Annotated in this window: 22 protein-coding genes and 1 pseudogene; 7 read left to right on the plus strand and 16 right to left on the minus strand. The window is 61.3% G+C overall.

Translation table 11 applies throughout. The features are described from left to right. Positions 1-19: 19 nt before the first annotated feature. From smpB to prfB, 4 genes are all read right to left on the minus strand, one after another. Positions 20-499: an SsrA-binding protein SmpB gene (gene smpB / locus ACR3YK_RS01250; RefSeq protein ID WP_486175445.1), complete on the minus strand. Its 480-nt coding sequence runs from the start codon at positions 497-499 to the stop codon at positions 20-22. 111 nt (positions 500-610) lie between these two features. Beyond that, positions 611-1,528: a permease-like cell division protein FtsX gene (ftsX, locus tag ACR3YK_RS01255; protein ID WP_486175446.1), complete on the minus strand. Its 918-nt coding sequence runs from the start codon at positions 1,526-1,528 to the stop codon at positions 611-613. Beyond that, entirely contained in the window at positions 1,525-2,337 is an 813-nt protein-coding gene (gene ftsE / locus ACR3YK_RS01260; RefSeq protein ID WP_486175447.1) for a cell division ATP-binding protein FtsE, read from the minus strand. Before ftsE ends, ftsX begins: the two co-directional genes overlap by 4 nt. Positions 2,338-2,443: 106 nt before the next feature. Beyond that, entirely contained in the window at positions 2,444-3,550 is a 1,107-nt protein-coding gene (gene prfB, locus ACR3YK_RS01265) for a peptide chain release factor 2 (protein ID WP_486175448.1), read from the minus strand. 98 nt (positions 3,551-3,648) lie between these two features. Here prfB and ACR3YK_RS01270 point away from each other — a divergent pair, with 98 nt between their 5' ends. Further along, positions 3,649-4,905 carry an MFS transporter gene (locus ACR3YK_RS01270; RefSeq protein ID WP_486175449.1) on the plus strand — a complete coding sequence of 419 codons (1,257 nt, stop codon included), beginning with the start codon at positions 3,649-3,651 and terminating at the stop codon, positions 4,903-4,905. Positions 4,906-4,910: 5 nt separating this feature from the next. Next, on the plus strand, positions 4,911-5,558 hold the full coding sequence (locus ACR3YK_RS01275; protein WP_486175450.1) for a LysE family translocator: 648 nt from the start codon (positions 4,911-4,913) through the stop codon (positions 5,556-5,558). Here ACR3YK_RS01275 and ACR3YK_RS01280 read toward each other — a convergent pair. From ACR3YK_RS01280 to ACR3YK_RS01335, 12 genes are all read right to left on the minus strand, one after another. Continuing rightward, positions 5,548-6,201, minus strand: coding sequence for an SDR family oxidoreductase (locus ACR3YK_RS01280; protein ID WP_486175451.1), 654 nt, complete (start codon positions 6,199-6,201; stop codon positions 5,548-5,550). The genes ACR3YK_RS01275 and ACR3YK_RS01280 overlap by 11 nt on opposite strands. A gap of 162 nt (positions 6,202-6,363) precedes the next feature. Beyond that, positions 6,364-7,305, minus strand: coding sequence for a nucleoside hydrolase (locus ACR3YK_RS01285; protein ID WP_486175452.1), 942 nt, complete (start codon positions 7,303-7,305; stop codon positions 6,364-6,366). Beyond that, positions 7,302-8,111 carry a carbohydrate ABC transporter permease gene (locus ACR3YK_RS01290; RefSeq protein ID WP_486175453.1) on the minus strand — a complete coding sequence of 270 codons (810 nt, stop codon included), beginning with the start codon at positions 8,109-8,111 and terminating at the stop codon, positions 7,302-7,304. The genes ACR3YK_RS01285 and ACR3YK_RS01290 overlap by 4 nt, the downstream gene beginning before the upstream one ends. 69 nt (positions 8,112-8,180) lie before the next feature. Next, positions 8,181-9,095, minus strand: coding sequence for a carbohydrate ABC transporter permease (locus tag ACR3YK_RS01295; protein ID WP_486175454.1), 915 nt, complete (start codon positions 9,093-9,095; stop codon positions 8,181-8,183). Further along, positions 9,095-10,378 (minus strand): ABC transporter substrate-binding protein, encoded by a 1,284-nt coding sequence (locus ACR3YK_RS01300; RefSeq protein ID WP_486175455.1) that lies wholly within the window; start codon positions 10,376-10,378, stop codon positions 9,095-9,097. Before ACR3YK_RS01300 ends, ACR3YK_RS01295 begins: the two co-directional genes overlap by 1 nt. Before the next feature lie 36 nt (positions 10,379-10,414). Beyond that, entirely contained in the window at positions 10,415-11,401 is a 987-nt protein-coding gene (locus tag ACR3YK_RS01305; RefSeq protein ID WP_486175456.1) for a LacI family DNA-binding transcriptional regulator, read from the minus strand. Between the two features lie 133 nt (positions 11,402-11,534). Continuing rightward, positions 11,535-11,978, minus strand: coding sequence for a Tad domain-containing protein (locus tag ACR3YK_RS01310; protein WP_486175457.1), 444 nt, complete (start codon positions 11,976-11,978; stop codon positions 11,535-11,537). Beyond that, positions 11,978-12,430: a hypothetical protein gene (locus tag ACR3YK_RS01315; protein ID WP_486175458.1), complete on the minus strand. Its 453-nt coding sequence runs from the start codon at positions 12,428-12,430 to the stop codon at positions 11,978-11,980. Before ACR3YK_RS01315 ends, ACR3YK_RS01310 begins: the two co-directional genes overlap by 1 nt. Continuing rightward, positions 12,405-12,818 (minus strand): TadE/TadG family type IV pilus assembly protein, encoded by a 414-nt coding sequence (locus ACR3YK_RS01320; protein ID WP_486175459.1) that lies wholly within the window; start codon positions 12,816-12,818, stop codon positions 12,405-12,407. Before ACR3YK_RS01320 ends, ACR3YK_RS01315 begins: the two co-directional genes overlap by 26 nt. Continuing rightward, positions 12,818-13,000 carry a hypothetical protein gene (locus ACR3YK_RS01325; protein ID WP_486176359.1) on the minus strand — a complete coding sequence of 61 codons (183 nt, stop codon included), beginning with the start codon at positions 12,998-13,000 and terminating at the stop codon, positions 12,818-12,820. Before ACR3YK_RS01325 ends, ACR3YK_RS01320 begins: the two co-directional genes overlap by 1 nt. Before the next feature lie 114 nt (positions 13,001-13,114). Next, positions 13,115-14,947, minus strand: coding sequence for a BCCT family transporter (locus tag ACR3YK_RS01330; protein ID WP_486175460.1), 1,833 nt, complete (start codon positions 14,945-14,947; stop codon positions 13,115-13,117). A gap of 121 nt (positions 14,948-15,068) precedes the next feature. Continuing rightward, complete coding sequence (locus ACR3YK_RS01335; RefSeq protein ID WP_486175461.1) at positions 15,069-16,115, minus strand: Gfo/Idh/MocA family protein; 1,047 nt, start codon at positions 16,113-16,115, stop codon at positions 15,069-15,071. A gap of 219 nt (positions 16,116-16,334) precedes the next feature. Here ACR3YK_RS01335 and ACR3YK_RS01340 point away from each other — a divergent pair, with 219 nt between their 5' ends. The 5 genes and pseudogenes from ACR3YK_RS01340 to ACR3YK_RS01360 all read left to right on the plus strand — a co-directional run bounded on the left by ACR3YK_RS01340 (position 16,335) and on the right by ACR3YK_RS01360 (position 21,185). Continuing rightward, positions 16,335-17,882, plus strand: a complete 1,548-nt coding sequence (locus tag ACR3YK_RS01340) for an InlB B-repeat-containing protein (RefSeq protein WP_486175462.1) — start codon at positions 16,335-16,337, stop codon at positions 17,880-17,882. Between the two features lie 243 nt (positions 17,883-18,125). Beyond that, complete coding sequence (locus ACR3YK_RS01345) at positions 18,126-19,454, plus strand: extracellular catalytic domain type 1 short-chain-length polyhydroxyalkanoate depolymerase (protein ID WP_486175463.1); 1,329 nt, start codon at positions 18,126-18,128, stop codon at positions 19,452-19,454. 271 nt (positions 19,455-19,725) lie between these two features. Next, positions 19,726-20,766, plus strand: coding sequence for a hypothetical protein (locus ACR3YK_RS01350; protein ID WP_486175464.1), 1,041 nt, complete (start codon positions 19,726-19,728; stop codon positions 20,764-20,766). 74 nt (positions 20,767-20,840) lie between these two features. Next, a pseudogene (locus tag ACR3YK_RS01355) lies at positions 20,841-21,035 on the plus strand (InlB B-repeat-containing protein); the annotation flags it as partial. Positions 21,036-21,050: 15 nt separating this feature from the next. Next, the gene (locus ACR3YK_RS01360) at positions 21,051-21,185 is read left to right on the plus strand and encodes a hypothetical protein (protein ID WP_486175465.1); all 135 of its coding nucleotides are present in this window, start codon (positions 21,051-21,053) and stop codon (positions 21,183-21,185) included. Positions 21,186-21,259: the final 74 nt, after the last annotated feature.

Consider the following 21,259-nt stretch of genomic DNA (forward strand, 5'->3'; position numbering starts at 1 on the left):
GACGTCGCGAAACGACTCGTTACTCCCCCATGTTCTTACGGGCGGCGATGGCTCGATCCGCTTCGCGCTTATCTTGACGCTCGCGAAGAGTTTGCCGTTTGTCGTACTCACGCTTACCTTTAGCAACAGCGAGCTCGACCTTGGCGCGACCATCCGAAAAGTAGATGGATAGCGGCACAAGGGTGTAACCCCCTTGCTTGATCTTGTTGCGGATCTTCAGGATCTGTTCTTTGTGCAGCAACATCTTGCGCTTGCGGCGGGGCGGATGATTGGTCCACGACGCTTGAAAAAACTCGGGAATGTGCACAGCATCCAACCATGCCTCGGCGTGATCATCGATATAGCCGTAGCCATCGACGAGACTCGCGCGCCCCAATCGCAGAGACTTTACCTCCGTGCCCGACAGCACGAGACCAGCCTCATAGGTGTCCTCGATGCTGTAATCGTGGCGGGCCTTACGGTTGCTGGCAACAACCTTCCGCTCACTATCCTTAGGCATGGTGCACTTCTCTCTCAGATACGAATGCCACTCAACTGCGGCGAGTGCCGACAGCGCAGCAGACCAGTTTAGCGCGAGCCACCCACCGCGGCTACACCCTGACGCTACCGGCTACACCTTCAGGTAGCGGCTGATGGCAACGCCCGCCGAAATTGCAGCCAACCCGGCGCCCACCGCGATCAAGATCGGCACCACCACCAACGCCTCATCCATTCCAAGCAAACTCGTGTTGACCGGCAACGTTGTGGCCAAATAGCCGCGGACGAAGAACTGAACTATCGCAACGATTGCACCACCGGCCAGCACGGAACCGATTAATGATGCGAAGACGCCTTCCAAGATGAACGGGGTCTGGATAAACCTGTTCGACGCCCCCACCAACCTCATGATTCCCAGCTCACGACGGCGAGAGAACGCACTGAGGCGAATGGTGGTTGCAATGAGAAGTACCGCAGCGACGAGCATGAGCCCGGCGACGCCGATCGCAGTGTAGCTAGCCGCATTCAGGATCGCGAAAATTGGCTCGAGATAGGCGCGTTGATCTTCCACACTCTCGACGCCGGCAAGGCCAGAGAGGCTCTCGATAAGAACATCGGCCTGCTCCGGGTCGACAAGATTCACTCGGAAACTCTCGTTCAGAGACTCAGGCGTGATAATGCCTTCAAAGGTCGTGTCTGCGAACTGCTCTGTGAAGTTCTCGTAGGCCTGTTCGTGCGTTTCGAACTGCACTTCGTTGATATACGGCGCGAGCGTTGGCGAATCTAACTGTTGCTGAACTGCAGCGATCTGGTCTTCCGTGGCTTCGGTCAACGTGCAGTTGCCTGTTGTGTCTATCTCAGTGCACATGTACACCGCGACCTGCGCCCGGTCGTACCAATACCCCTTCATCTGGCCGATCTGCATCTGCAGAAGAATCGAGGCTCCCACAAATGTCAACGAGATGAAGGTCACCAGCACGACAGAGACCACCATCGAAAGGTTGCGCCGGAGGCCGCTGCCAACCTCGCCCAGAATTAGCCCAAGCCTCATGCGTCGAGCCCCTCACCCTGCGAAGACGACTGCACGGAAGGACGCTGCGGCGAAGCCTGCATGGTTGTGGCAGAAGCCGGTTTGCTCGCGGCGGGATGCGGAACTCGGCCCTGAGTGGGAACGGCCTGTGTCTGGTACCCACCCTGACGCTCGTCGCGCACAATCTGGCCGCCAATGAGTTCGATCACCCGGCGCTTCATCTGATCTACGATGCCCGCATCGTGAGTCGCCATCAGCACGGTAGTGCCGCCAAGATTGATTCGCTCAAGAAGAGTCATGATGCCCGCAGCTGTAGCCGGGTCAAGGTTTCCCGTCGGCTCATCGGCAAGCATGATGGCGGGCTTGTTGACGACAGCGCGAGCAATCGCTACTCGCTGCTGCTCACCACCCGATAGTTCGTGAGGGAACCGATTCGATTTGCCAGCGAGCCCAACCATTTTGAGAGCATCCGGAACAGCCTCTTGGATGAAACCACGGCTCTTACCGATGACCTGCAGCGTGAAGGCAACATTGTCGAAGACCGTCTTATTCGGCAGCAGACGGAAATCCTGAAACACGACTCCCAAATTGCGACGGAAATACGGAACCTTGCGGCTCGACAGCGTGTTCAGGTGCTGACCGAGCACATGAATAGAACCCTTCGAGGGGTTTTCCTCTTTGAGGATCAAGCGCAAAAAGCTCGACTTACCCGAGCCGGATGCGCCAACAAGAAACACGAACTCGCCCTTGAGAATCTCAAGGTCAACAGAGTTCAGCGCCGGTCGTGTCGTGCCCGGATACGACTTCGAGACAGAATCAAAACGAATCATTTGGAGTCAGCCTAGGTATCCCCCGCTCAGAAACCGGCAGCGACGCACCGCACACGCCGACTCACAGGATGGCCCAGTTCAGGGCACAGCGTGCGCTCGAGATGTCTTAGTCGATCGCGCGTTTGCGCCACTTGATACCCGCTGAGATGAAACCATCGAGGTCACCATCAAAAACGTTCGAGGGGTTATTGACCTCGTGCTCGGTGCGGAGGTCTTTAACCATTTGGTACGGAGCCAAAACGTAGCTGCGCATCTGATCGCCCCAGCTCGCTGTGATGACACCCGCGATTTCCTTTTTCGTGGCGGCCTCCTGCTCGCGCTGCAAGAGGAGCAACCGCGACTGCAACACGCGCATAGCGGCCGCACGGTTCTGAATCTGGCTCTTCTCGTTCTGACAGCTCACCACGATCCCGGTCGGCAAGTGAGTGATGCGCACCGCAGAGTCTGTCGTGTTCACCGACTGGCCACCGGGGCCGGAAGAGCGGAAGACATCGACGCGGATGTCATTCTCGGGAACTTCGACAACATCCGTCGTCTCAATGAGAGGGACAACTTCGACCGCAGCAAAACTCGTCTGACGCTTACCAGCAGAGTTGAACGGACTCATGCGCACAAGTCGGTGCGTGCCGGCTTCGACGCTCAAGGTTCCGAATGCGTAGGGAGCGTCCACCTCGAACGTTGCCGACTTGATGCCTGCTTCTTCCGCGTAACTCGTGTCGAGCACACGCGTGGCATAGGAGTGCTGCTCGGCGTAGCGCAAGTACATGCGGAACAGCATGTCGGCAAAGTCGGCGGCATCGACGCCTCCGGCCCCGGCGCGAATCGTGATGACGGCGGGTCGCTGGTCAAACTCGCCGTTCAAGAGAGTTTGCACCTCGAGGTCGCCAAGAGTTTTGCGGATGCCTGCAAGCTCAGAACGCGCATCCGCCGCCGCCTGCTCGTCACTCTCTTCGTTCGCCAGTTCGACCATGACTTCGAGGTCGTCGAGGCGGCTAGAAATGGAAGTGATCTTGGCTAGCTCGGCCTGACGGTGGCTCAAGTCACTCGTAACCTTCTGCGCCTTATCGGTGTCATCCCACAGATCGGGGGCCCCCGCAGCCTCGCTCAAGCGCGCGATTTCCGACTCAAGTCGGTCAGTGTCGACCACCTGGCGAATGTCCGCAAAAGTGGAGCGCAGGGCCGCGATGTCGTCAGAAAAGTCAAGTTCATCCATGTCACCAACCAGACTACCTGCGAAGCCTGGCCAGCACGCGGTTCTGAGCGCGCCGACGATGCTCGGACTTGCGCGCTCACAGCCTACGATTGAGGGCGATGAGCTCAACAGAACAACCTTTTAGCTGGCGATCAATCGGACTGCCGGTGCTTTTGCCGACGCTGCTGTTTTCTATCGGTGAAGGTGCGATTATCCCGCTCATTCCGATTGCCGCTGACAGCTTGGGAGCGACGCTCGCGATTGCTGGTCTGGTGGCGGCGGTGCTGACCATTGGCGAACTCTTTGGCAACATTCCGAGCGGATGGCTCATCTCCCGCATTGGCGAACGACCGGCCATGATCGGCGCGAGCGCGCTCTCGATCATCGGAGTCGTGATTGCGATTCTTGCGCCCAACCCCGTGGCACTCGGCTTCGGCGTGCTGCTGCTCGGCCTTGCCGCTGCCGTGTTCGCCCTCGCCCGGCATGCCTTCCTGACGAGCTTCGTTCCGGTCTCGTACCGCGCCCGCGCGCTGTCGACACTGGGCGGAACTTTCCGCCTCGGCGTCTTCATCGGTCCGTTCATTTCGGCCGGCGTCATCCATCTCACCGGCACAGTTTTCGCCGCCTTCTGGATTCACGTGGTGGCCGCTATTGCTGCCGCCGCCGTGCTGCTGCTCTTGCCCGACCCCGCAACAACCTTTGGCGCCGTGCACACCACGCGCGTCAACAACCGTATGCTGCGGGATGGCGAGGCGCTCGTTGAGAAGGAATCACACGGGCTCCTCGCAACAGTTCGCCGTAACCGCGCTCTGCTCTCGCGCCTCGGCCTCGGTGCCGCTGTAATCGGCGCGATGCGCGCGAGCCGCCAAGTGATCTTGCCGCTCTGGGCTGTGAGCATCGGCCTCGCCGACACCAACACGGCGATCATCATCGGTATCGCCGGCGCCGTGGACTTCGCACTCTTCTATACCGGTGGCCAAATCATGGATCGCTTCGGCCGCCTCTGGACAGCAGTGCCCTCTCTCGTTGGCCTCGGACTCGGCCACCTCGTGCTCTCGGTCACTCACGACGCGAGCACGAACACCGCGTGGTTCATTTTCGCCGCGATGTTCCTGTCGCTCGCGAACGGCCTCGGCAGCGGGATCCTGATGACGCTCGGCGCCGACCTCGCTCCCCCGGCCAACCCCGCTCCATTCCTTGGCGCGTGGCGCTTCACGGGTGGCGTTGGGCAGGCAGCATCACCGCTGCTTATTGCGGGGATTACCGCGGTCGCGTCGATCTCGGTCGCGGCCGGAGCGATTGGAACTCTTGGCCTCGTCGGCGCCGGCATCATGCTGCGCTACGTGCCCCGCTACATCCAGAAACCTCAGCGGTAGCCACAGTGACCGCCATCCCCACCAGCAACCTCATCGCGTTCGTGCTGGTGGCACTCCCGATCATTCTGATCCCCGGACCGAGTGTGCTCTTTCTTATCGGCCGGTCGCTCTCGCTCGGCAAGATGGGCGGCATCGTCAGTTCGCTCGGCAACGCCACCGGTGGCGTCGTTCTGGTGTTCGCTGTCGCCTTCGGCGTGGGAACCGTGATTGCTCAGTCGGTGGTCGCCTTCACAATCGTCAAATACCTAGGCGCCGCCTACCTGATCTATCTGGGAGTACAGGCGATTCGACACCGTAACGCCCACACCGCGACGGATGCCGCGGCTCCCCGCGTGCGATCACGCTGGCGAATCTTCAGCCAGGGTTTTGTCGTGGGCATCACGAACCCGAAAGCCACCGTGTTCTTCGTGGCGGTGCTGCCGCAGTTCGTGAGCTTCGGAGCCGGCGCGGTGCACGTTCAACTGCTTGTTCTCGGCCTGATGTTCATGGCTATCGCTGTCGTGTCCGACACCTCATGGGCAGTTGCCGCAGGGTTTGCGCGCGATTGGTTCGCACGCTCCCCTCAGCGAATCACCACCCTCAGCGCGATCGGCGGCATAGCCCTAATCGCGCTGGGAGTGGGATCACTGTTCATTTCGCACGCTAGCGAATAGCGGCGATCGCATCCGAAATCTGCGTTGAGCCATCGGTGAACTCGATCGTCTGACCGATGGTGTTGTCGGCGTCAATCACTTCGGCAAGAACACGAGCAACGTTGTCGCGGCTCGTGTGCTCATCGTTGGCTTCGTCTCCGAGGCCAATCGCTCCCGAGGCGGGTTCGCTCGAGAGAGAACCCGGGCCGACGATGGTGTAGTGCAACGGGCTCTTGCGGAGGTGATCGTCGGCCGCCGCCTTAGCCTCGGCATACGCGAAGAAATCGTTGTCTTCGGGAACACCGTGGTCGAAACCAGCGCCCTTGTAAGAAACCATGACGTAACGCATGACGCCGGCGTGAGCCGCGGCATCCATGGTTCGGATGGCCGCATCGCGGTCGACAGAATAGGTGCGTTCGGCACTGCCGCCGCCAGCCCCCGCAGAGAAGACAACCGCGTCGTGGCCGGCGAAAATCTCGGACAATTCTTCGGCGCTCAACTGCTCGACGTCGGCAATGACTGGCATTGCTCCGGTGGCGCTGATGTCAGCCTCTTGCTCCGGCTTGCGGATGAGCGAGTGTACGTGGTGCCCGCGTGAGGTGAGAAGTTGGGCCAGGCTCTGGGCGATCTTGCCGTGACCTCCGACGATAGCGATACGTTTCATGGCTAACTCCTTTGCTTCGGTGGCGCACCCGCGTGGGATGCAGTCCCCACGCTACGGAGCCAAGCTCACTGTTGGCTGGAGAGAACTCGACCGCCAACTCACCGCTGCGCGCTAAAGCGCTCACTTTCGAGAAGCGCACAAGCACTAGCCCACAGCAGGGCACTACTCCGTAGCGCTCCCCACCGTGGCAATGTTGCCCAGACTCGCACTCGCAATGAGGTCCAGCATCAGCGCTCCCGCGGCAACGGGATCCATATCCGCAACGATGCGACTGGGGCCCTCACCAACAACGAAACTCGACGTTCCTTCGACAGTTTCGTCTCCATCAGCACGGATCGCGATTCGTCCGGCAGGGGAAAGTTGGAATAGCTCGGGGTGGGTAATTGCGAGCACCAGAAGCGGGTCATGAGGGACATTCCATGTTTCGGACCACATCGCGCGCCATTGTTCGATGTCCGCAAGAAGCGCCTGCGCGAGTGGCCCCTTTTGCGAGAGGTGAGCGACTTGCCCCTGATCAATCTTTACACGTTGCGTCATCTCAAGGCCGATGATCGTCGACGGTATCGAGCTTGCGAAAACCTCCGATGCAGCAACGACATCGCTGCGGAAATTGTGCTCGTTCTGCGCGTTCGCGAAATCCCCACCCATGATCCACAAGTGGTTGATCCGAGCAGCGGCTTCGGGAAACGTACGAAGCAAAACGGCGATATTGGTGAGCGGTCCGACGGCAATCACGTCAAGGGGTTCAGGTCCGTTGAGCAGTCGAGCCATTACCTCGACTCCCCCGGTGGAGTCGACCCTCTCTCGCTCAAGCCCGGAATGCAAAGTACCTTCGTGCCCGGCCCACCACACGGGCTTGCCAGAGAGCGTCTCTTGCTCTCCAGCAGCGACGCGGATGCTGCGGTCCGCTAAGCCCGCGTAGCGTTGAGCCAACTGAGCACGCAAGGTGGTGTCGCCGTAGACGGTGGTGACTGCGACCAAGTCAAGTTGTGGGCTACCGAGGATGACAGCCAACGCCATTGCGTCATCCACATCTGTTCCAATGTCAGTGTCGAGAATGACGCGAGTTGGACGGGGCGTATCGGGGTGAGAGTGAGCGGTCACTTGATTCCTGTAGTGGAGACGGACTGGATGAAGTAGCGCTGCATCGAAACGATGATGATGAGCGGGATGATCGTGAGAATGACCGCGCCCGCGAAAAGCACGCCGTAGTCAATCGAGAACTGTCCTTTGAGGTTGGCAAGGGCAACCGGCCCCAGAATGTGGTCTTGGTCGGTGCCGATCAGTAGCGGCCAGACGTAGGACTGCCATTGGAAAAGAAAGAGGGTCAATCCGGCCCCAAAGAGTGCGGGAGCCGATAGCGGGAGGTAAATGCGGGAGAAAATACCCCACCACCCCAGTCCATCGAGTCGGCCAGCTTCAACAAGTTCCGTTGGAACGGCAAGAAAGAATTGGCGAATGAGGAAGATAGCGAGGCCATTTCCTAGCCCTGGCAAAATGAGGCCGGTAAAAGTGTTGGCCAGCCCCCAGTCGCGAAACAAGTTGGCAAGGGGAATCGCAATAGCGTCGAACGGAACGAGGAAGCTGAGTACCACAATCGCAAAGACGGCTCCGCTGCCCTTGAAAGGGATCGCCGCCAGCGCGAAGGCACATGCTGCGCAGATCAGAACACCAAGAACTACCGTGACTGAGCTGACCCCAATGGAGTTGATGACGGCGCGCCCAAACGTTCCGCTGAAGAGCTCGACGTAGTTGCCGAGGATCGGGGACTCTGGCACAAACGTGAACCATTGGATGGGATCGATGTACTTGAAGATCTCCGCGCCTGGGCGGAATGAGTTGGTGATCGTCCACACTAGCGGCAGTGCGAATGTCAATCCGACGATGGCAGACAAAATGACGATTGCCACCGACCTCGCTCTGCGGCGAAAGTGCACGGCGCGGCGACCGGAAGACGTTCGAGATGCAGTTGTCACGATCTAGGAATCCTCTCGCAACAGTCGGAATTGAATAGCCACAACGACGAGCGTGATGAGCACCAAGATGACGACCTCAGCCTGGGCTGTATTGATGTCGTTCGTCGTATACGCCCGCGTAAAGATGTCATACATCAGCAGGTTCGTGCTCCCGTCTGGGCCACCGCGCGTGAGAATTTGCACGGGGGCGAACACGAGAAAGTTCGACACCGTGTCTGCAACAAGAACGAACGCGAGCGGTCTGCGCAACAAGGGCAGAGTGATCGAAAAGAACGAACGCCAAAAACCTGAACCGTCGAGAGCTGCAGCTTCGTAGTAGTCCTGGGGGATGTCGTTGATACCGGCGATGAGGAACATCATCCAGTACCCCACTCCGACCCACGACAAAAGAACGATGAGCGAGAACAGAGCCTGATCTGATGACGTGAGGAACGGCTGTTCAGGAATACCCACGAGCCGCAGCAACGAGTTTCCGATGCCATCGGGGCGATAAATGACACTCCAGATCACGGCTGCCACCGCGGGAGGAGCCGCAATCGGGACCACGACGAGTGCTCTCCAAAATTTTGCTCCGGCACTCGCGCGGGAATAGAGAACGGCGAGCAAGAGCGCCGAAGCCACTTGCACCGGGTTCACGATGAGCGCGAACAGCAAAGTAACGCCCAGTGAGTTCAAGAACCCTGAGCTCTGAAACATCGCGACGTAGTTGTCGAGCCCCACGAAACTTGTGCCGCCGAGAAGAGTTGTGCGCTGCACACTTTCGAACATTGCCGCCGCCGCCGGCAACAGACGCAGCACGATAAGTGCCACGAGGGCGGGGGCCATAAAGAGGATGGCCGCCAGCAGGTTGCGATGACGAATTCGACGACCCGCAGGCCGGCGCAATGGCGCCGACCCGCGGACACTGTGTGACGTCATTACTGAAGCTTCGCGAACGCTTCTTCGAGTTCCTGCGTGGCCTGCGCCAAGCGGGATTCCACGTCAGAGCCGTTTCGGATGTCTGCGAAAGCAGTGTTCATCACTTCTTCGAACTGAACGAAACCAACGGTGCTTGGTCGAGCGACGGCAGTGTTGGCCATTTCGTAGATCACCAGGTCGGCAACTCCGGCGCTCGTATCGCCCGCAGTTGCGTCGAATCCCTTAAGGTACTCGGCTGCGGCCGAGACGTTGGACGGAATGACCGTGAGCGCTTCAGTTGTAGCGAGGTTTCCCGCAGCGTCGAGGGATGCGAACTCAACGAACTCCTGAGCTGCTTCTTGGTTCTTGGAGAAGGGGCTCACGCCCCAAGACCATGAACCGGTTGCAGTGACAGGTTCACCGTTTTCGAAGTAAGGCATGGGAGCAATTCCCCAGTTGAAGTCAGCCGAACCCGCGAAGATGCCCACGTCCCATGGCCCGCCCACGAAGAACGCGACGTTTCCGTTGGAAAAGACCGGTCCGGTGTCGAATCCGCCAACTCCCCGGGGCGAGAGTCCGCTTTCGAAGGTCTCGGCATACCAGTTCATCGCTTCTACCCAGCCGTCGTTTTCGATGTCCGGCGTGAGGTTATCTGGCCCCGTGAGTCCTGAGCCGCCACCGAGGGATTCAGTAAGCTGCTGCATTTCGTAGTAGAGCTCTACCTGTTCGAAGAGGAAACCATAGTCAATTCCCGCCTTCGCCTGAGCTGTTGCCCCGGCAGTTTCGATCTCTTCCCAGGTCCAGCGTTCCTCGGGATCAATCGACGGCGCTTCGATACCGGCGTCAGCGAGCACGTCAGCGTTGTAGAACAGCATCTGAGTCGAGGTCCATACCGGCAATGCCCACATCTTGTCGTCGTAAAAATTGACGCCGTACTGATCAGGCGCAACCGCCGCTTCCGCTTCCTCTTTCAATTCGGTGAGATCGACGAGAAACCCTTGCGCTGCAAGCTGCGAGACGCGGGGTTGGTCAACGGTGTAGACGTCGATTCCGTCATCTTCAGCACCGAGGCGCTGCTGAATCGTGCTGTTGAACTGGTCTTGAGGCACCTGCGTGTATTCGATGGTGATTCCCGGGTGGGTCTCTTCGAACGCTTCGATCACAGGGACGAAGGTTTCGGGATTCTCCGGTCCCAGAAATTGTACGGTCGTGTCTCCGGATGCCGTTGTCGCCTCGCTCGCGCAGCCCGTCAGCACTAGTGCCAACGACGCCACACTCGCGGCAAGAATCATTCTTGCGCTCATGGTGGTGCCTTTCCTTCTCTTGGTGGTTCCTGATTCCTAGTGGTGGATGGTGGATGCTCGGCGCACGATCTCGTGCGGATACCTCTCGTGGACGGGTTTGGCGGGAGGGTCGAGCAAGATCTGCAGCGCACGGTCGATGAGTAAGTCGATTGGCTGGCGCACGGTGGTCAGCGGCGGAGTCGTATAGAGCGCGTCGTCGCTATCGTCAAACGAAATCACACTGAGTTCGCTCGGTACTGCGAGCCCGAGTTCACCGCAGGCGCGCAGCAGACCGACCGCTTGTTGGTCGCTTGAGACGAACATCGCGGTCGGTGCGTTCTCGCGATCCTCGAGGAACTCGAAGGCAACCTCGTAGCCCGCTTCGCGGGAGAACTCGACTCGGCGCGCACGATTCGGGCTGAGGCCCGCGCTGTCGAGAGCGGCCTTCCACCCGCTGAATCGAGAGTCCGCAGACGGAAGCCCGGGGTTTCCCCCGATGAATCCGATCGACGTGTGGCCCTCAGCTATAAGTGACGTGGTGGCATCGAAGGCCGCTTGAAAGTTATCAACCGACACGGAGGACAACGCGGCATTCAACTCTGCGGATCGCTCGTCGAGAAGTACGACGGGAATGCCGGCGTCGATCAGCGTTCCTGCTCGATTTTGCGGGTCAATCGTAAGGATCACACCATCCACTTGGTGTTCGCGAAAGAGCTCGAAGTATTCGCGTTCTCTCACCGGATCAGCAAGCGTGTTGCCGATGAGCACGACATAGCCGAGGTCGTACGTGAAACGTTCGATGCGCCGTGAAATGTCAGCGAAGAACGGGTGCGAACTATCCGGAACGATGAGCCCAAGAATCTTGCTCTTGCGCGAACGAAGAGTGCGACCGGCGCTATTGATGCGGTACCCCAGTTCGTCGACAGCGCGGAGAACTTTCTCGCGAGTTTCCGCCGAGACCGGGCGTGGTCCGTTATTGAGAACATAGCTAACGACCGCTGCGGAAGTTCCCGCGTGGCGAGCAACATCTTGCATAGTCGTCATGACGTAGCCGTTCTAATGGATTAGACGAATCGATTAGAACGGACTTTAGCAACGCAGCACGAACGATTGCAAGTAACGAGAATTGCTGAACTTCCACGCCAGCCGAGCGAACCGACGACGGACTCACAGCCCGTCATGAAAATACCGAGCGAGCATTCGCCGTCACTTCGATGCGCACGCCCTCCGGCACAAGCAGCGAAACGAAGGGAGGACGCCAATAGGCTGACAACGACACTGTCGCGCTCGAAGCGTCGAGACTCGTCGCCTGCTCCACACTGAGGCCCTCGAACTCGGCCGTGGGCGCGGACGCCAAATACTCCCCCACCGCACTCGCGACCTTCGCTGGCTCAAGCTGAGGCCGAAAACCCTGCGGTGTGCGCACGACATCGTCGAGATCGTAGGATTCCGCGCCGACGAGAGCCGCGCCATCCGCGAGGCTGAACAGCCGTTTGCGTTCAAGATACAGCGACGTTGCCGCGACAACGAGAAAGATGAGAACGAGGGAAAGGAAGCCGTAGAAGATCGTGAGCACGAGCGCCGAACCGTCGTCGTCGCGCATCCGTAGCGACATGATCATTACCGAGACCCCGCGAATTGAGAGACCTGCTGAGTCGCCGCGGCATCCAAAGGAATCTGCAGCGGGAAGTTGCCGGTGAGTACGGGCGGGGCCAGCGGGAGATCAACCGCGATCGCGACCTGCACAGTGACGAAGCTCTTGCGCGCGAGGCAGTCGCCGGGATCGGGTGCGCACGTGATGGTGACCGCAGCATCGGCAGCATCAACACCGTGATTGTCGAGGGCGAATTGCACTGCGCTCGACGCCGCCGCGTTAGCTTGCTCCAAAGTCTGCGCCTGCACGAAGACTCGGGCAGCTTGCCGGGCGGCGCCCTCAGCCGCCAAAGCGCCAACCTGAATCGACGACATAGTGAGCACAAGATAGACGAGCGGCACCAGCATTACGAGACCGACCGTGATGAACTCGAGCGAAGCCGAGCCGCGCTCGCTAGCGAACCTGTTCGATAGCTGCATGAGCTGACACCTCCAACCCATTTTCGATACCGACTAAACCAATGAGCGGCAGCGGGGTGTTGACGGTGATGATGACCGCGGGCTGCCCGAGGTGAGTAGTGGTGGCGGCGCTAACCTCCGACGCATAGCCGGGAGACAGGGCCGTAGAGATGAGGTCACGAGTGCGAGTCACGCCATCACCCAACGATGTGTCGGCCAGGGAGGCATAACGCGCACCTTCTGCCGCGGCATCCAGAACCGTATTGCGGATGTGGAGGGCCAGCGCCAGTTGAATAACACTGAGCGTCAACACCGTCAGCAACGCTGAGACGAGAACGAACTCGACGACCGCCGAACCGGACTGATCAGCGTGCAGCCGGCGCACCCTCTGGCGCCACCGCGCACGCATTAGAAGCCGGTGACGCGATCAATAGCCTGTTGGAAAACCGAGCTGAGTGCTGGGCCCGCGAGGCCCCAAATGATGATGACTAAACCTGCGGTCATCAGCGTGATCAGCACCCAGCCCGGCAGGTCTCCTCGCTCTGAGGTGAGCGCTCGGGTGCCTCGGGTAAGCCCGCTCTTCAGAAACAATTGAGATGATTTCACTCTGCAATCATTGAGCGAAACACAAATGTGCGTGAGGTTTTTCCACAGCCCCGGCAACGGCCGGCTCTCTCGTGAGAAGCCGTCCGTTGCCGTGCGGTGTTATTTGGAGTCGGGCTCTGCCGACTGCACGGTTTGAACCTCGTCTTCAACGATGGCATCGACTTGGCCGAGCTGGTCGTCGGGCTGCACGCCGCTGTCCGCGAGGATGGCCTCTTCGGTGGCCGCAGAAAGCCCACCACCGTTTTGCTTTGCCTTTCGACGCAGCTTCGACAGCGCAGCGCGAAGAGGATGTCCAGGCTCGCGATTGACCGGTTCTTCGACCTCAAGACCATAGAAGTCGCCGATGTGATCGACGAATTGCGCGCGTTGCGCTCGATCGTAGGCTCGACGCTCTCGACTGAACGCGATCACGGTTGCCACGCAAATCAGCAGCATCACAACACTGAAGGGCAACGCCGACAGGATCGCCGCTGTTTGCAGCGTTTGGAGCCCGCCCGTGATGAGCAGCGCGATAGCCAAGAACGACGCCAACAGGGCGAAGAAAACGCGGATGCGCTTGAGGGGCTCGGCGGAGCCACCGGTCGCAATCATCGACATCACCAGCGCGCCCGAATCGGCTGAGGTAACGAAGAAGATTCCGATCAGCAGGATGGCTCCGAACGTGAGAGCTGTGCCGGCCGGGAGACCAGCGAGCAGATCGAAGAGCGCGGAATCGGCATCCACCGATCCATCGGCAGCAACAAGCCCGCCCTGACCGTAGAGCTCACGGTAGATCGCGTTGCCGCCAAGAACACTGAACCAGAGGAACGTGAGCACGGTGGGAACAAGCATGACGCCGCCCACGAACTCGCGCACGGTGCGGCCCTTGGACACCCGCGCAATGAAGACGCCGACGAATGGGGCCCACGACATCCACCAACCCCAATAGAAGGTTGTCCAACCGGCCTGCCACTGTTCACCCGCTTCGCCGGCATAGGCACTGACATTGAAACTCAGGCCGATGAAGCCCTGCAGGTAGTTACCCATCGATTGCACAAAATCGCGGAAGAGGAATGTGGTCGGCCCGACGATGAGCAAGAAGATCATGAGCGCTGCAGCAAGCAACAGGTTCGTGGTGGAGAGCCACTTCATTCCGCGGCCAATGCCGGACACAAGCGAGAGGATGGTGAAGGCAACAATGACGATAATGACAATGATCTGGGTCGTCAGGTTAGCTTCTGCAACGCCCGCTTTCTCCAGACCCGCAGTGATCTGCAACACGCCCAGGCCGAGCGACGTAGCAACACCAAAAACGGTACCGACGAGAGCAATGACATCGATGGCGTTGCCCCAACCGCCACGAACACGCTTCCCGAGCAGCGGCTCCAGAGTCCAGCGGATGGAGATGGGTCGTCCACGACGGTGAATGGCGTAGGCGAGCGCGAGCCCCACGACCACGTAAATGGCCCAAGCATGTACACCCCAGTGCAGGAAGGTCTGGCTCATCGCCTTTTGCGCGAGTTCAATTTCTGTTCCGGAAACGCCGGGGCGGGGGTTCGCGAAGTGGCTGAGCGGTTCGGCGACTCCGTAGAACACCAAGCCGATGCCCATGCCCGCTGCGAAGAGGAAGGAGATCCACGAGATCATCGAGAATTCGGGCTCGTCGTCATCCTTGCCCAGTTTGATGTCGCCGTAGCGGCTGAAGCCCAACCACAGCGCAAAGGCGACGAAGAACGCGGCGATAAGCACGTAGTACCAGCTGAACGAGTTGATGACGCTCGCCTGCAGGGTGTCAAAAACGGTTTTCGCAAGGTTCGGCGCGATGATCGAAAACGCCGTGATCGCGATGATCAGGCCTGCTGCCGGCCAGAACACCCACGGCGCCAGCAGTCTGTCTGCGACCGGACGCCCGGGCGCACCCGGTTTCGTAGGAATGGTCGATTCTGCGGTCATTACATCTCCGATCGCGTGGGTTCGCTACTCGATTGGCTACGTACGTAGACTCTGAGTTCTAGCAGCGTAACCGGAGTGAGTAGCGCAGAGGTAGCTGGCGAGCATCCGCCGAACTACTCGGTTACTGTTCGGAGCCGAAGCGGTAACCGAGTTGCCAGCGAGCCGAATCGATCGTGTCGAGGATGGCGACGGTTTCGTCGAGCGAGTGCACCGGCGACTCCGTAAGGCCCTGCGCCACAAATCCGGCGAGCGCCGTGGCTTGGTAACTGAGACCGCGATGGCCGACCACACCGGTCTCGTCTTTCCAGTGAATTGATTCGCCGCTGAAGCCGGGCTTCGACAGCGTCAGTGCGGTGGGCGTGAAGAAGCCATTGCCCACCTGCAGCAGGGCGTCGGTGCCCGCGACGGATGCCGTGATGGGTGTGCGCGCGAGCAGCGTGGTGTTGAGCTGAGCTTGAGCCGCGCCTGCGTAGCTGAGAGTAAGGAGGGATTGAGCATCCACCCCACTCTCGATGAGCGAGCCGACATTGTGCACGGCAGTAGGTGCGCCCAGAATCTGTGACGCGAAGGCGATGGGGTAAATGCCGAGGTCGAGCAGGGCTCCTCCCCCGCTGTCGAGCGAGCGAACTCGGTGCCCCTCGGGAATGTGCTGGCCGTGGTCGGCAGTGACGAGGTGGATATCGCCCAAGGTTCCATCGGCAACAAGTTGGTTGATGATTGAGGTTTGGGGCAGGTAGCGAGTCCACATCGCTTCCATCGCGAACACCCCGGCGGCCCGGGCAGCGGCCACAATCTCGCGCGCTTCGGCACCGGTCATGGCGAACGGCTTCTCCACCAGAATGTGCTTGCCCGCAGCGATCGACTGCAGCGCTAGATCGCGGTGCACATGCTGCTGCGCGGCGATGTAGATCACGTCGACGTCGGGGTTGGCCAGCAGCTCGGCATAGTCGCCGTAGGCCTTCTCTATACCCCAGGTGTTCGCAAAGTCTTGGGCACGATCGAGACTGCGGGATGCCACCGCAACAAGCTTCTGCTCAGTGTGCGCTTGCACCGCCTCCGCGAACGTCGCGGCGATTCCACCGGGAGCCATGATGCCCCAGCGCAGTGCTGGAACGGAGTCTGCTGCAGGAATGATCGGGGCCGGGAACGTGGTGGGGAACACAAGCATCCTTCTTGTTGGGGAGGACTGCGGCGGCGCAGGCCTCGACCAGTCTAGGACTCGAACAGGGGTAGGCCCAGGTGCGCAGCTTGCCTCCGAAGTGGGCGCCCAGAAGAGCGATCTCTGCCTAAACGGCCCGGGGGTGGGACTGCGCCTGATAGCGTCAGCCCTTTGTGCTTGGGATTACCTCTCGTGCAGCTCCTCGACCCAACCAACCGGAGAACTACCGTGATTCCTCGCCCCAAAATCCTGCCTAGTGTTACCGCTGTCGCCCTTGCGCTTGCCCTGACTGTCGCGGGCGCACTTCCGGCGACAGCCGCAACGCTCCCCGTCACCAGTTGGGGCGGCCTGTTAATCGCGTTCGATGCTGCTCTAGACGGCGAGACCATTAACCTCGGCGACAATATCGTTGCTCCAGCCCACGAGTCATTAGCGGTCAAAGCGAATGAGTCGATCACGCTTGATCTCAACGGGCATGACCTCACCATCAACAGCGACGTCCCTGACTCCCTGGCGGCGATCGAGGTTCCCAGCACCTCCACGCTCACCATTGCTGCCACCGGCGGCGGAACGCTCACAGTAACCGGAGGCCGCTTCGGCGCAGGCATCGGCGGCAATGAAGGCAACGCTGGCGGCTCCGTCATTGTTAACAGTGGCACCATCACCGCAGAAGGCGGCCGCTCCGGCGCGGGCATCGGCGGCGGAGACGGAGGCGACGGCGGCACCACCACCGTCAACGGCGGCACCATCACCGCAACCGGCGGCTACCACGGCGCAGGCATCGGCGGCGGATACGAAGGCGACGGCGGCACCACCACCGTCAACAGCGGCACCATCACCGTCAACAGCGGCACCATCACCGCAACCGGCGGCTACCACGGCGCAGGCATCGGCGGCGGATACGAAGGCGACGGCGGCACCACCACCGTCAACAGCGGCACCATCACCGCAACCGGCGGCAACAGAAGCGCAGGCATCGGCGGCGGCCTTCACGGCAACGGCGGCACCACCTCTCAGAGCGGCGGCACCATCAGCGCGATCGGAGGCTTAGCGGCCGCAGGCATCGGCGGCGGCCAGGAAGGCGACGGCGGCACCACGACCGTTAGCGGTGGCACGCTAGACGCAACCGGAGGCGGCAGTGGCGCGGGCATCGGCGGCGGATATCAGGGCAACGGCGGCACCACCATTCTCACCGGAGGCACCACCACCGCTACCGGCGACAACTCAGGCGCAGGCATCGGCGGCGGCCAGGGTAGCTCTTCCTCTGGAGCACTCGACATTCACGGCATCGGCGCACCAGAGGCAGCTACTAATGGTGGAGACCCGAATGGTGCTCTCATCACCAATTCCACGACTCCGGCAGGGATCGGCTATACGGCCGCTACCGCCACTGTTGGCACCGGCGGTCAGATCAGTGTCGAATTCGTGCGCATCGCGACCTTTGACGCGGTCGGCGGAACGGCAACCGACACCGCGTTCGTTGCCATCGGCGACACCCTCACCGCACCCGCCGACCCCACCCGCGCCGGCTACACGTTCGCCGGCTGGACAGTCAGCGGCGCCGCCTACGACTTCACCAATCCGGTGACCGCATCGCTGACGCTGATCGCGACGTGGACAGAGGTGCCCGCGACAGTTGATGCCCCAGCAACTGACGCCACGCTCGCCGCTACGGGTTCTGCGATAACGCCCCACCTCTCAGTGGGTGCAATACTGCTCATGGCTGGCTTCGCTCTCCTCGTACTTCGCCGACCTGTCGCTGCCCGGCAGCGATAGCGGCAGCGGCAGCGGTAACACGACACGAGGCACCCGGGAACCCGCGCTGCGTTTCTCGTAACGCAACTTGTGGAAAACCTGAGACGTGATTCAGGTTTCACTGTACGGTGATTCCGACGGTGGCTCGCTCGACGGCGGCTGCCGTCAGCGTTGCGCTTTTGTCGCGGCGCGCAATGCGGCCGGGACATCCGCGCAATGACGCACGGAGCGAAGACCGCATTGCGACGTGCGGAGGTATTCCGAATGTCCACTGTTAAACGCCGGCTCACCATCCCGGCAGCACTCGCCTCTCTCGCCCTCGTCAGCGCCACGCTGGCGGGGGCCCCACTCGCGGCCCACGCGATCACGTGTCCACCCGGTTTCGAGATGCTTCCGGGGTGCAGCAACTCGTCCGACCCCGGCGGCTCTGACACCGTTCCGGGCACGTGGAGCACCGAAACGGTTGCCGGGATGAGCACTCGCATCTACACGCCATCCACTGCCGCTGAACTGCCGGCCGGACGCGCCCTCATGATCAGCCTCCACGGCTGCGCCCAGAAAGCGAGTGACTTCCAAGCGAACGCCAACTGGGTAGCCGCCGCTGAAGACTACGGAATGATCGTCGCCCTCCCCGATGCGCCCAACGGCGGCGTCGTGTTCGGCTGCTGGGATTACTACGACACCAACCACTCCCGCAGCAACCCCGCACGGCACGACGACAATCTGCTGAACCTCGCCACAACGTTGAGCGCGCGGGCTTCTCTCGGAATCGATGCCGACCAGGTCTATATTTCTGGGTTGTCATCCGGTGGCGGAGAAACCATGGTGATGGGATGCCTCGCCCCCGACGTCATTGCGGGAATGGGCATCAACGCCGGCCCCACGGTGGGCACCACTTCTGGCCAAATCTCGAGTGTCGCCGTATCGAAGGCGCAGGGTACGAACACGTGCACCAGTTTCGGTAGCGCGAATTCAGCTGCATTCTCGACCCAACTCACCTCGGTGATCTACGGCAGCAACGATTCCACCGTCTCCACTGGCTACAACACCTTGAATGGCCAGATCATGGCCGGCATCTACGGGGCATCCAGCACGTCGACGTTTAGTTTGAGCGGTTTGGCAGGCAACAACACTGCCGGCTCGGGCACGCTCTATTCGGATGCCGCGGGGCCACGGGTTTCGGTGATTCAGAATTCGAATCTCGGCCACAACTGGCCGGCGGGCGCAGGCACGGGAGGAACGTACATCAACGCGAACAGCCTTGACTACCCGGCATACGTGACCGAGTTCTTCTTCGACAACAACCGCCGCGTTGACCGGACCGGCACGCCAGGGCCGACGCCAACCCCAACGCCGACTCCCACCTCGACGCCAACGCCAACGCCAACGCCCGATCCTGGACCTGTGACGTGCTTCACTGCGACCAATGCCCAACATGCGGCGGCGGGGCGAGCCTTCGCCTACGGAGTCAATCCTTACAACCCGTATTACGCAAAGGGATCGCTGAGCTACCTCGGCCAGGGCGATGCGACGATCACGAGCCTCTCGCAAGTCTCTGCAACGAGTTGGGCCAAGACGGCGAGCTGCAGCTAGCCGTCGGCGCGGCCGAATAACTCTCTCGAAGGGCGTCTCCGGGACTCCTACTGTTCCGGAGACGCTCGACAGCGGTACCGCGCAGCGAGAAAGTTGAGCGAACTGGCGCCGCCCCAGCATGCTCGGTTCGTGAGCACCGCCCTGCGCCGACGCGAAACCGCACACCATAAATGGGGTCGCTCGCGCGCTCCCAGCCGAGCATCAACCTGCTAACTTCTAGATAACTACTGCGGAATGAATGATGTTCCGAACGATCACCCGGAGATCAGTCATGCTCGCACGCCCTTTCGCTAAGACCGCTGCGCTCGCAACCGCGCTGGCGCTCCCCCTAGCTCTCGCTGTGGCGGCCCCCGCAACAGCGGCAACCGTCACCGTCACCACTTGGGACGATTTGAAAGCCGCGTTCCTGATCGACGGCGACACCGTCGTCCTCGGCGCCGACATCACCGCCCCCAGCGCAGAATCGTTAGCAATCGACCTAGGTGAAGCCATCACCCTCGACCTGAACGGCCACACCCTCAGCATCACCACTCCGCCCAGCACTGCAGCCGCGGTCGGAGTGCCGGACACCTCGACACTCACCATCAACGCCACCGGCGGCGGCACACTCACCGCAACCGGCGGCCAAGCCGGTGCAGGCATCGGCGGCGGCATCGACGCTGCCGGCGGCACTACCACCATCAACGGCGGCACCATCAACGCCACCGGCGGCCAGGCCGGTGCAGGCATCGGCGGCGGCTACTACGGCGCCGGGGGAACCACCACCATCAACGGCGGCACCACCACCGCAACCGGGGGCCAGGGAGGTGCAGGCATCGGCGGCGGCTACAACCGCGCCGGCGGCACCACCATCATCAACGGCGGCACCATCACCGCAACCGGCGGCGAGAACGGTGCAGGCATCGGCGGCGGCCACCTCGGTGTTGGCGGAACCACCACCATCAACGGCGGCACCATCACCGCAACCGGCGGCAGCGGCAGCGCCGGCATCGGCGGCGGCGACGGCGATGGTGGCGCTGGTGGCGGCGGCAGCGACGGAGGTGGCGGTGGCAGCGACGGCGGCATCACCACTATTAACGGCGGCACCATCACCGCAAACGGCGGCGTCAACGGTGCAGGCATCGGCGGCGGTAATTTGAGCGCCAGCGGCGGCTTCACCACCATCACCGGCGGCACTACTACCGCAACCGGAGGCGCCTCCGCGGCCGGCATTGGCGGCGGCGGAGGTGGCGGGAACTCCGGTGCCCTAGATATTCACGGCATCCCGAATGCTGGTGCCGCAGTCGATGGCGGAGGCCGGAAACCTCCCTGATCACCAACACGGTCACCCCGACCGGGATCGGCTATTCGGCCGCCGCTTCCCTAGTCGGCGAAGGCGGAAAGATTATCGTCGGGTTCAATTACCTCGTCAGCTTCGACGCTGCCGGCGGCATCGGCGCCCCCGCTGCAGCGATCAACGCTGGCGACACCATCACCGCACCCGCCGACCCTGCCCGTGACGGCTACACCTTCACCGGGTGGACCCTCAACGGCGTTACCTACAACTTCGCCGCCCCCGTCACCGAACCAATCACACTGACTGCAACCTGGGCCATCGTGGTTGCCGCTCCCGGAGAACTCGCGGCCACAGGTATCGATCCGGTGCCGGGGCTGAGCGCGGCGGCGCTTCTGCTGTTGGCTGGCCTCGCTCTCATCGAGCTCCGTCGACGCACCAGCGCCCGCCAAGGTTAAAGATGGCGCGGTGGCTCGAACCGTGGGAGCCTTCGCGCGATACATTCGCGCGACGAAAGCTGAAAACACGGCCG

It is taken from the genome of Salinibacterium sp. 10G20-15, from assembly GCF_057365065.1.

Coding starts and splice junctions, on each gene's coding strand:
- prfB (WP_486175448.1), bottom strand. CDS start 3,550: ATGGATGAACTTGACTTTTCTGACGACATCGCGGCCCTGCGCTCCACT.
- ACR3YK_RS01295 (WP_486175454.1), bottom strand. CDS start 9,095: ATGACGTCACACAGTGTCCGCGGGTCGGCGCCATTGCGCCGGCCTGCG.
- ACR3YK_RS01310 (WP_486175457.1), bottom strand. CDS start 11,978: ATGATCATGTCGCTACGGATGCGCGACGACGACGGTTCGGCGCTCGTG.
- ACR3YK_RS01315 (WP_486175458.1), bottom strand. CDS start 12,430: ATGCAGCTATCGAACAGGTTCGCTAGCGAGCGCGGCTCGGCTTCGCTC.
- ACR3YK_RS01330 (WP_486175460.1), bottom strand. CDS start 14,947: ATGACCGCAGAATCGACCATTCCTACGAAACCGGGTGCGCCCGGGCGT.
- ACR3YK_RS01345 (WP_486175463.1), top strand. CDS start 18,126: ATGTCCACTGTTAAACGCCGGCTCACCATCCCGGCAGCACTCGCCTCT.
- ACR3YK_RS01305 (WP_486175456.1), bottom strand. CDS start 11,401: ATGACGACTATGCAAGATGTTGCTCGCCACGCGGGAACTTCCGCAGCG.
- ACR3YK_RS01300 (WP_486175455.1), bottom strand. CDS start 10,378: ATGAGCGCAAGAATGATTCTTGCCGCGAGTGTGGCGTCGTTGGCACTA.
- ACR3YK_RS01280 (WP_486175451.1), bottom strand. CDS start 6,201: ATGAAACGTATCGCTATCGTCGGAGGTCACGGCAAGATCGCCCAGAGC.
- ftsX (WP_486175446.1), bottom strand. CDS start 1,528: ATGAGGCTTGGGCTAATTCTGGGCGAGGTTGGCAGCGGCCTCCGGCGC.
- smpB (WP_486175445.1), bottom strand. CDS start 499: ATGCCTAAGGATAGTGAGCGGAAGGTTGTTGCCAGCAACCGTAAGGCC.
- ACR3YK_RS01320 (WP_486175459.1), bottom strand. CDS start 12,818: ATGCGTGCGCGGTGGCGCCAGAGGGTGCGCCGGCTGCACGCTGATCAG.
- ACR3YK_RS01335 (WP_486175461.1), bottom strand. CDS start 16,115: ATGCTTGTGTTCCCCACCACGTTCCCGGCCCCGATCATTCCTGCAGCA.
- ACR3YK_RS01270 (WP_486175449.1), top strand. CDS start 3,649: ATGAGCTCAACAGAACAACCTTTTAGCTGGCGATCAATCGGACTGCCG.
- ftsE (WP_486175447.1), bottom strand. CDS start 2,337: ATGATTCGTTTTGATTCTGTCTCGAAGTCGTATCCGGGCACGACACGA.
- ACR3YK_RS01350 (WP_486175464.1), top strand. CDS start 19,726: ATGCTCGCACGCCCTTTCGCTAAGACCGCTGCGCTCGCAACCGCGCTG.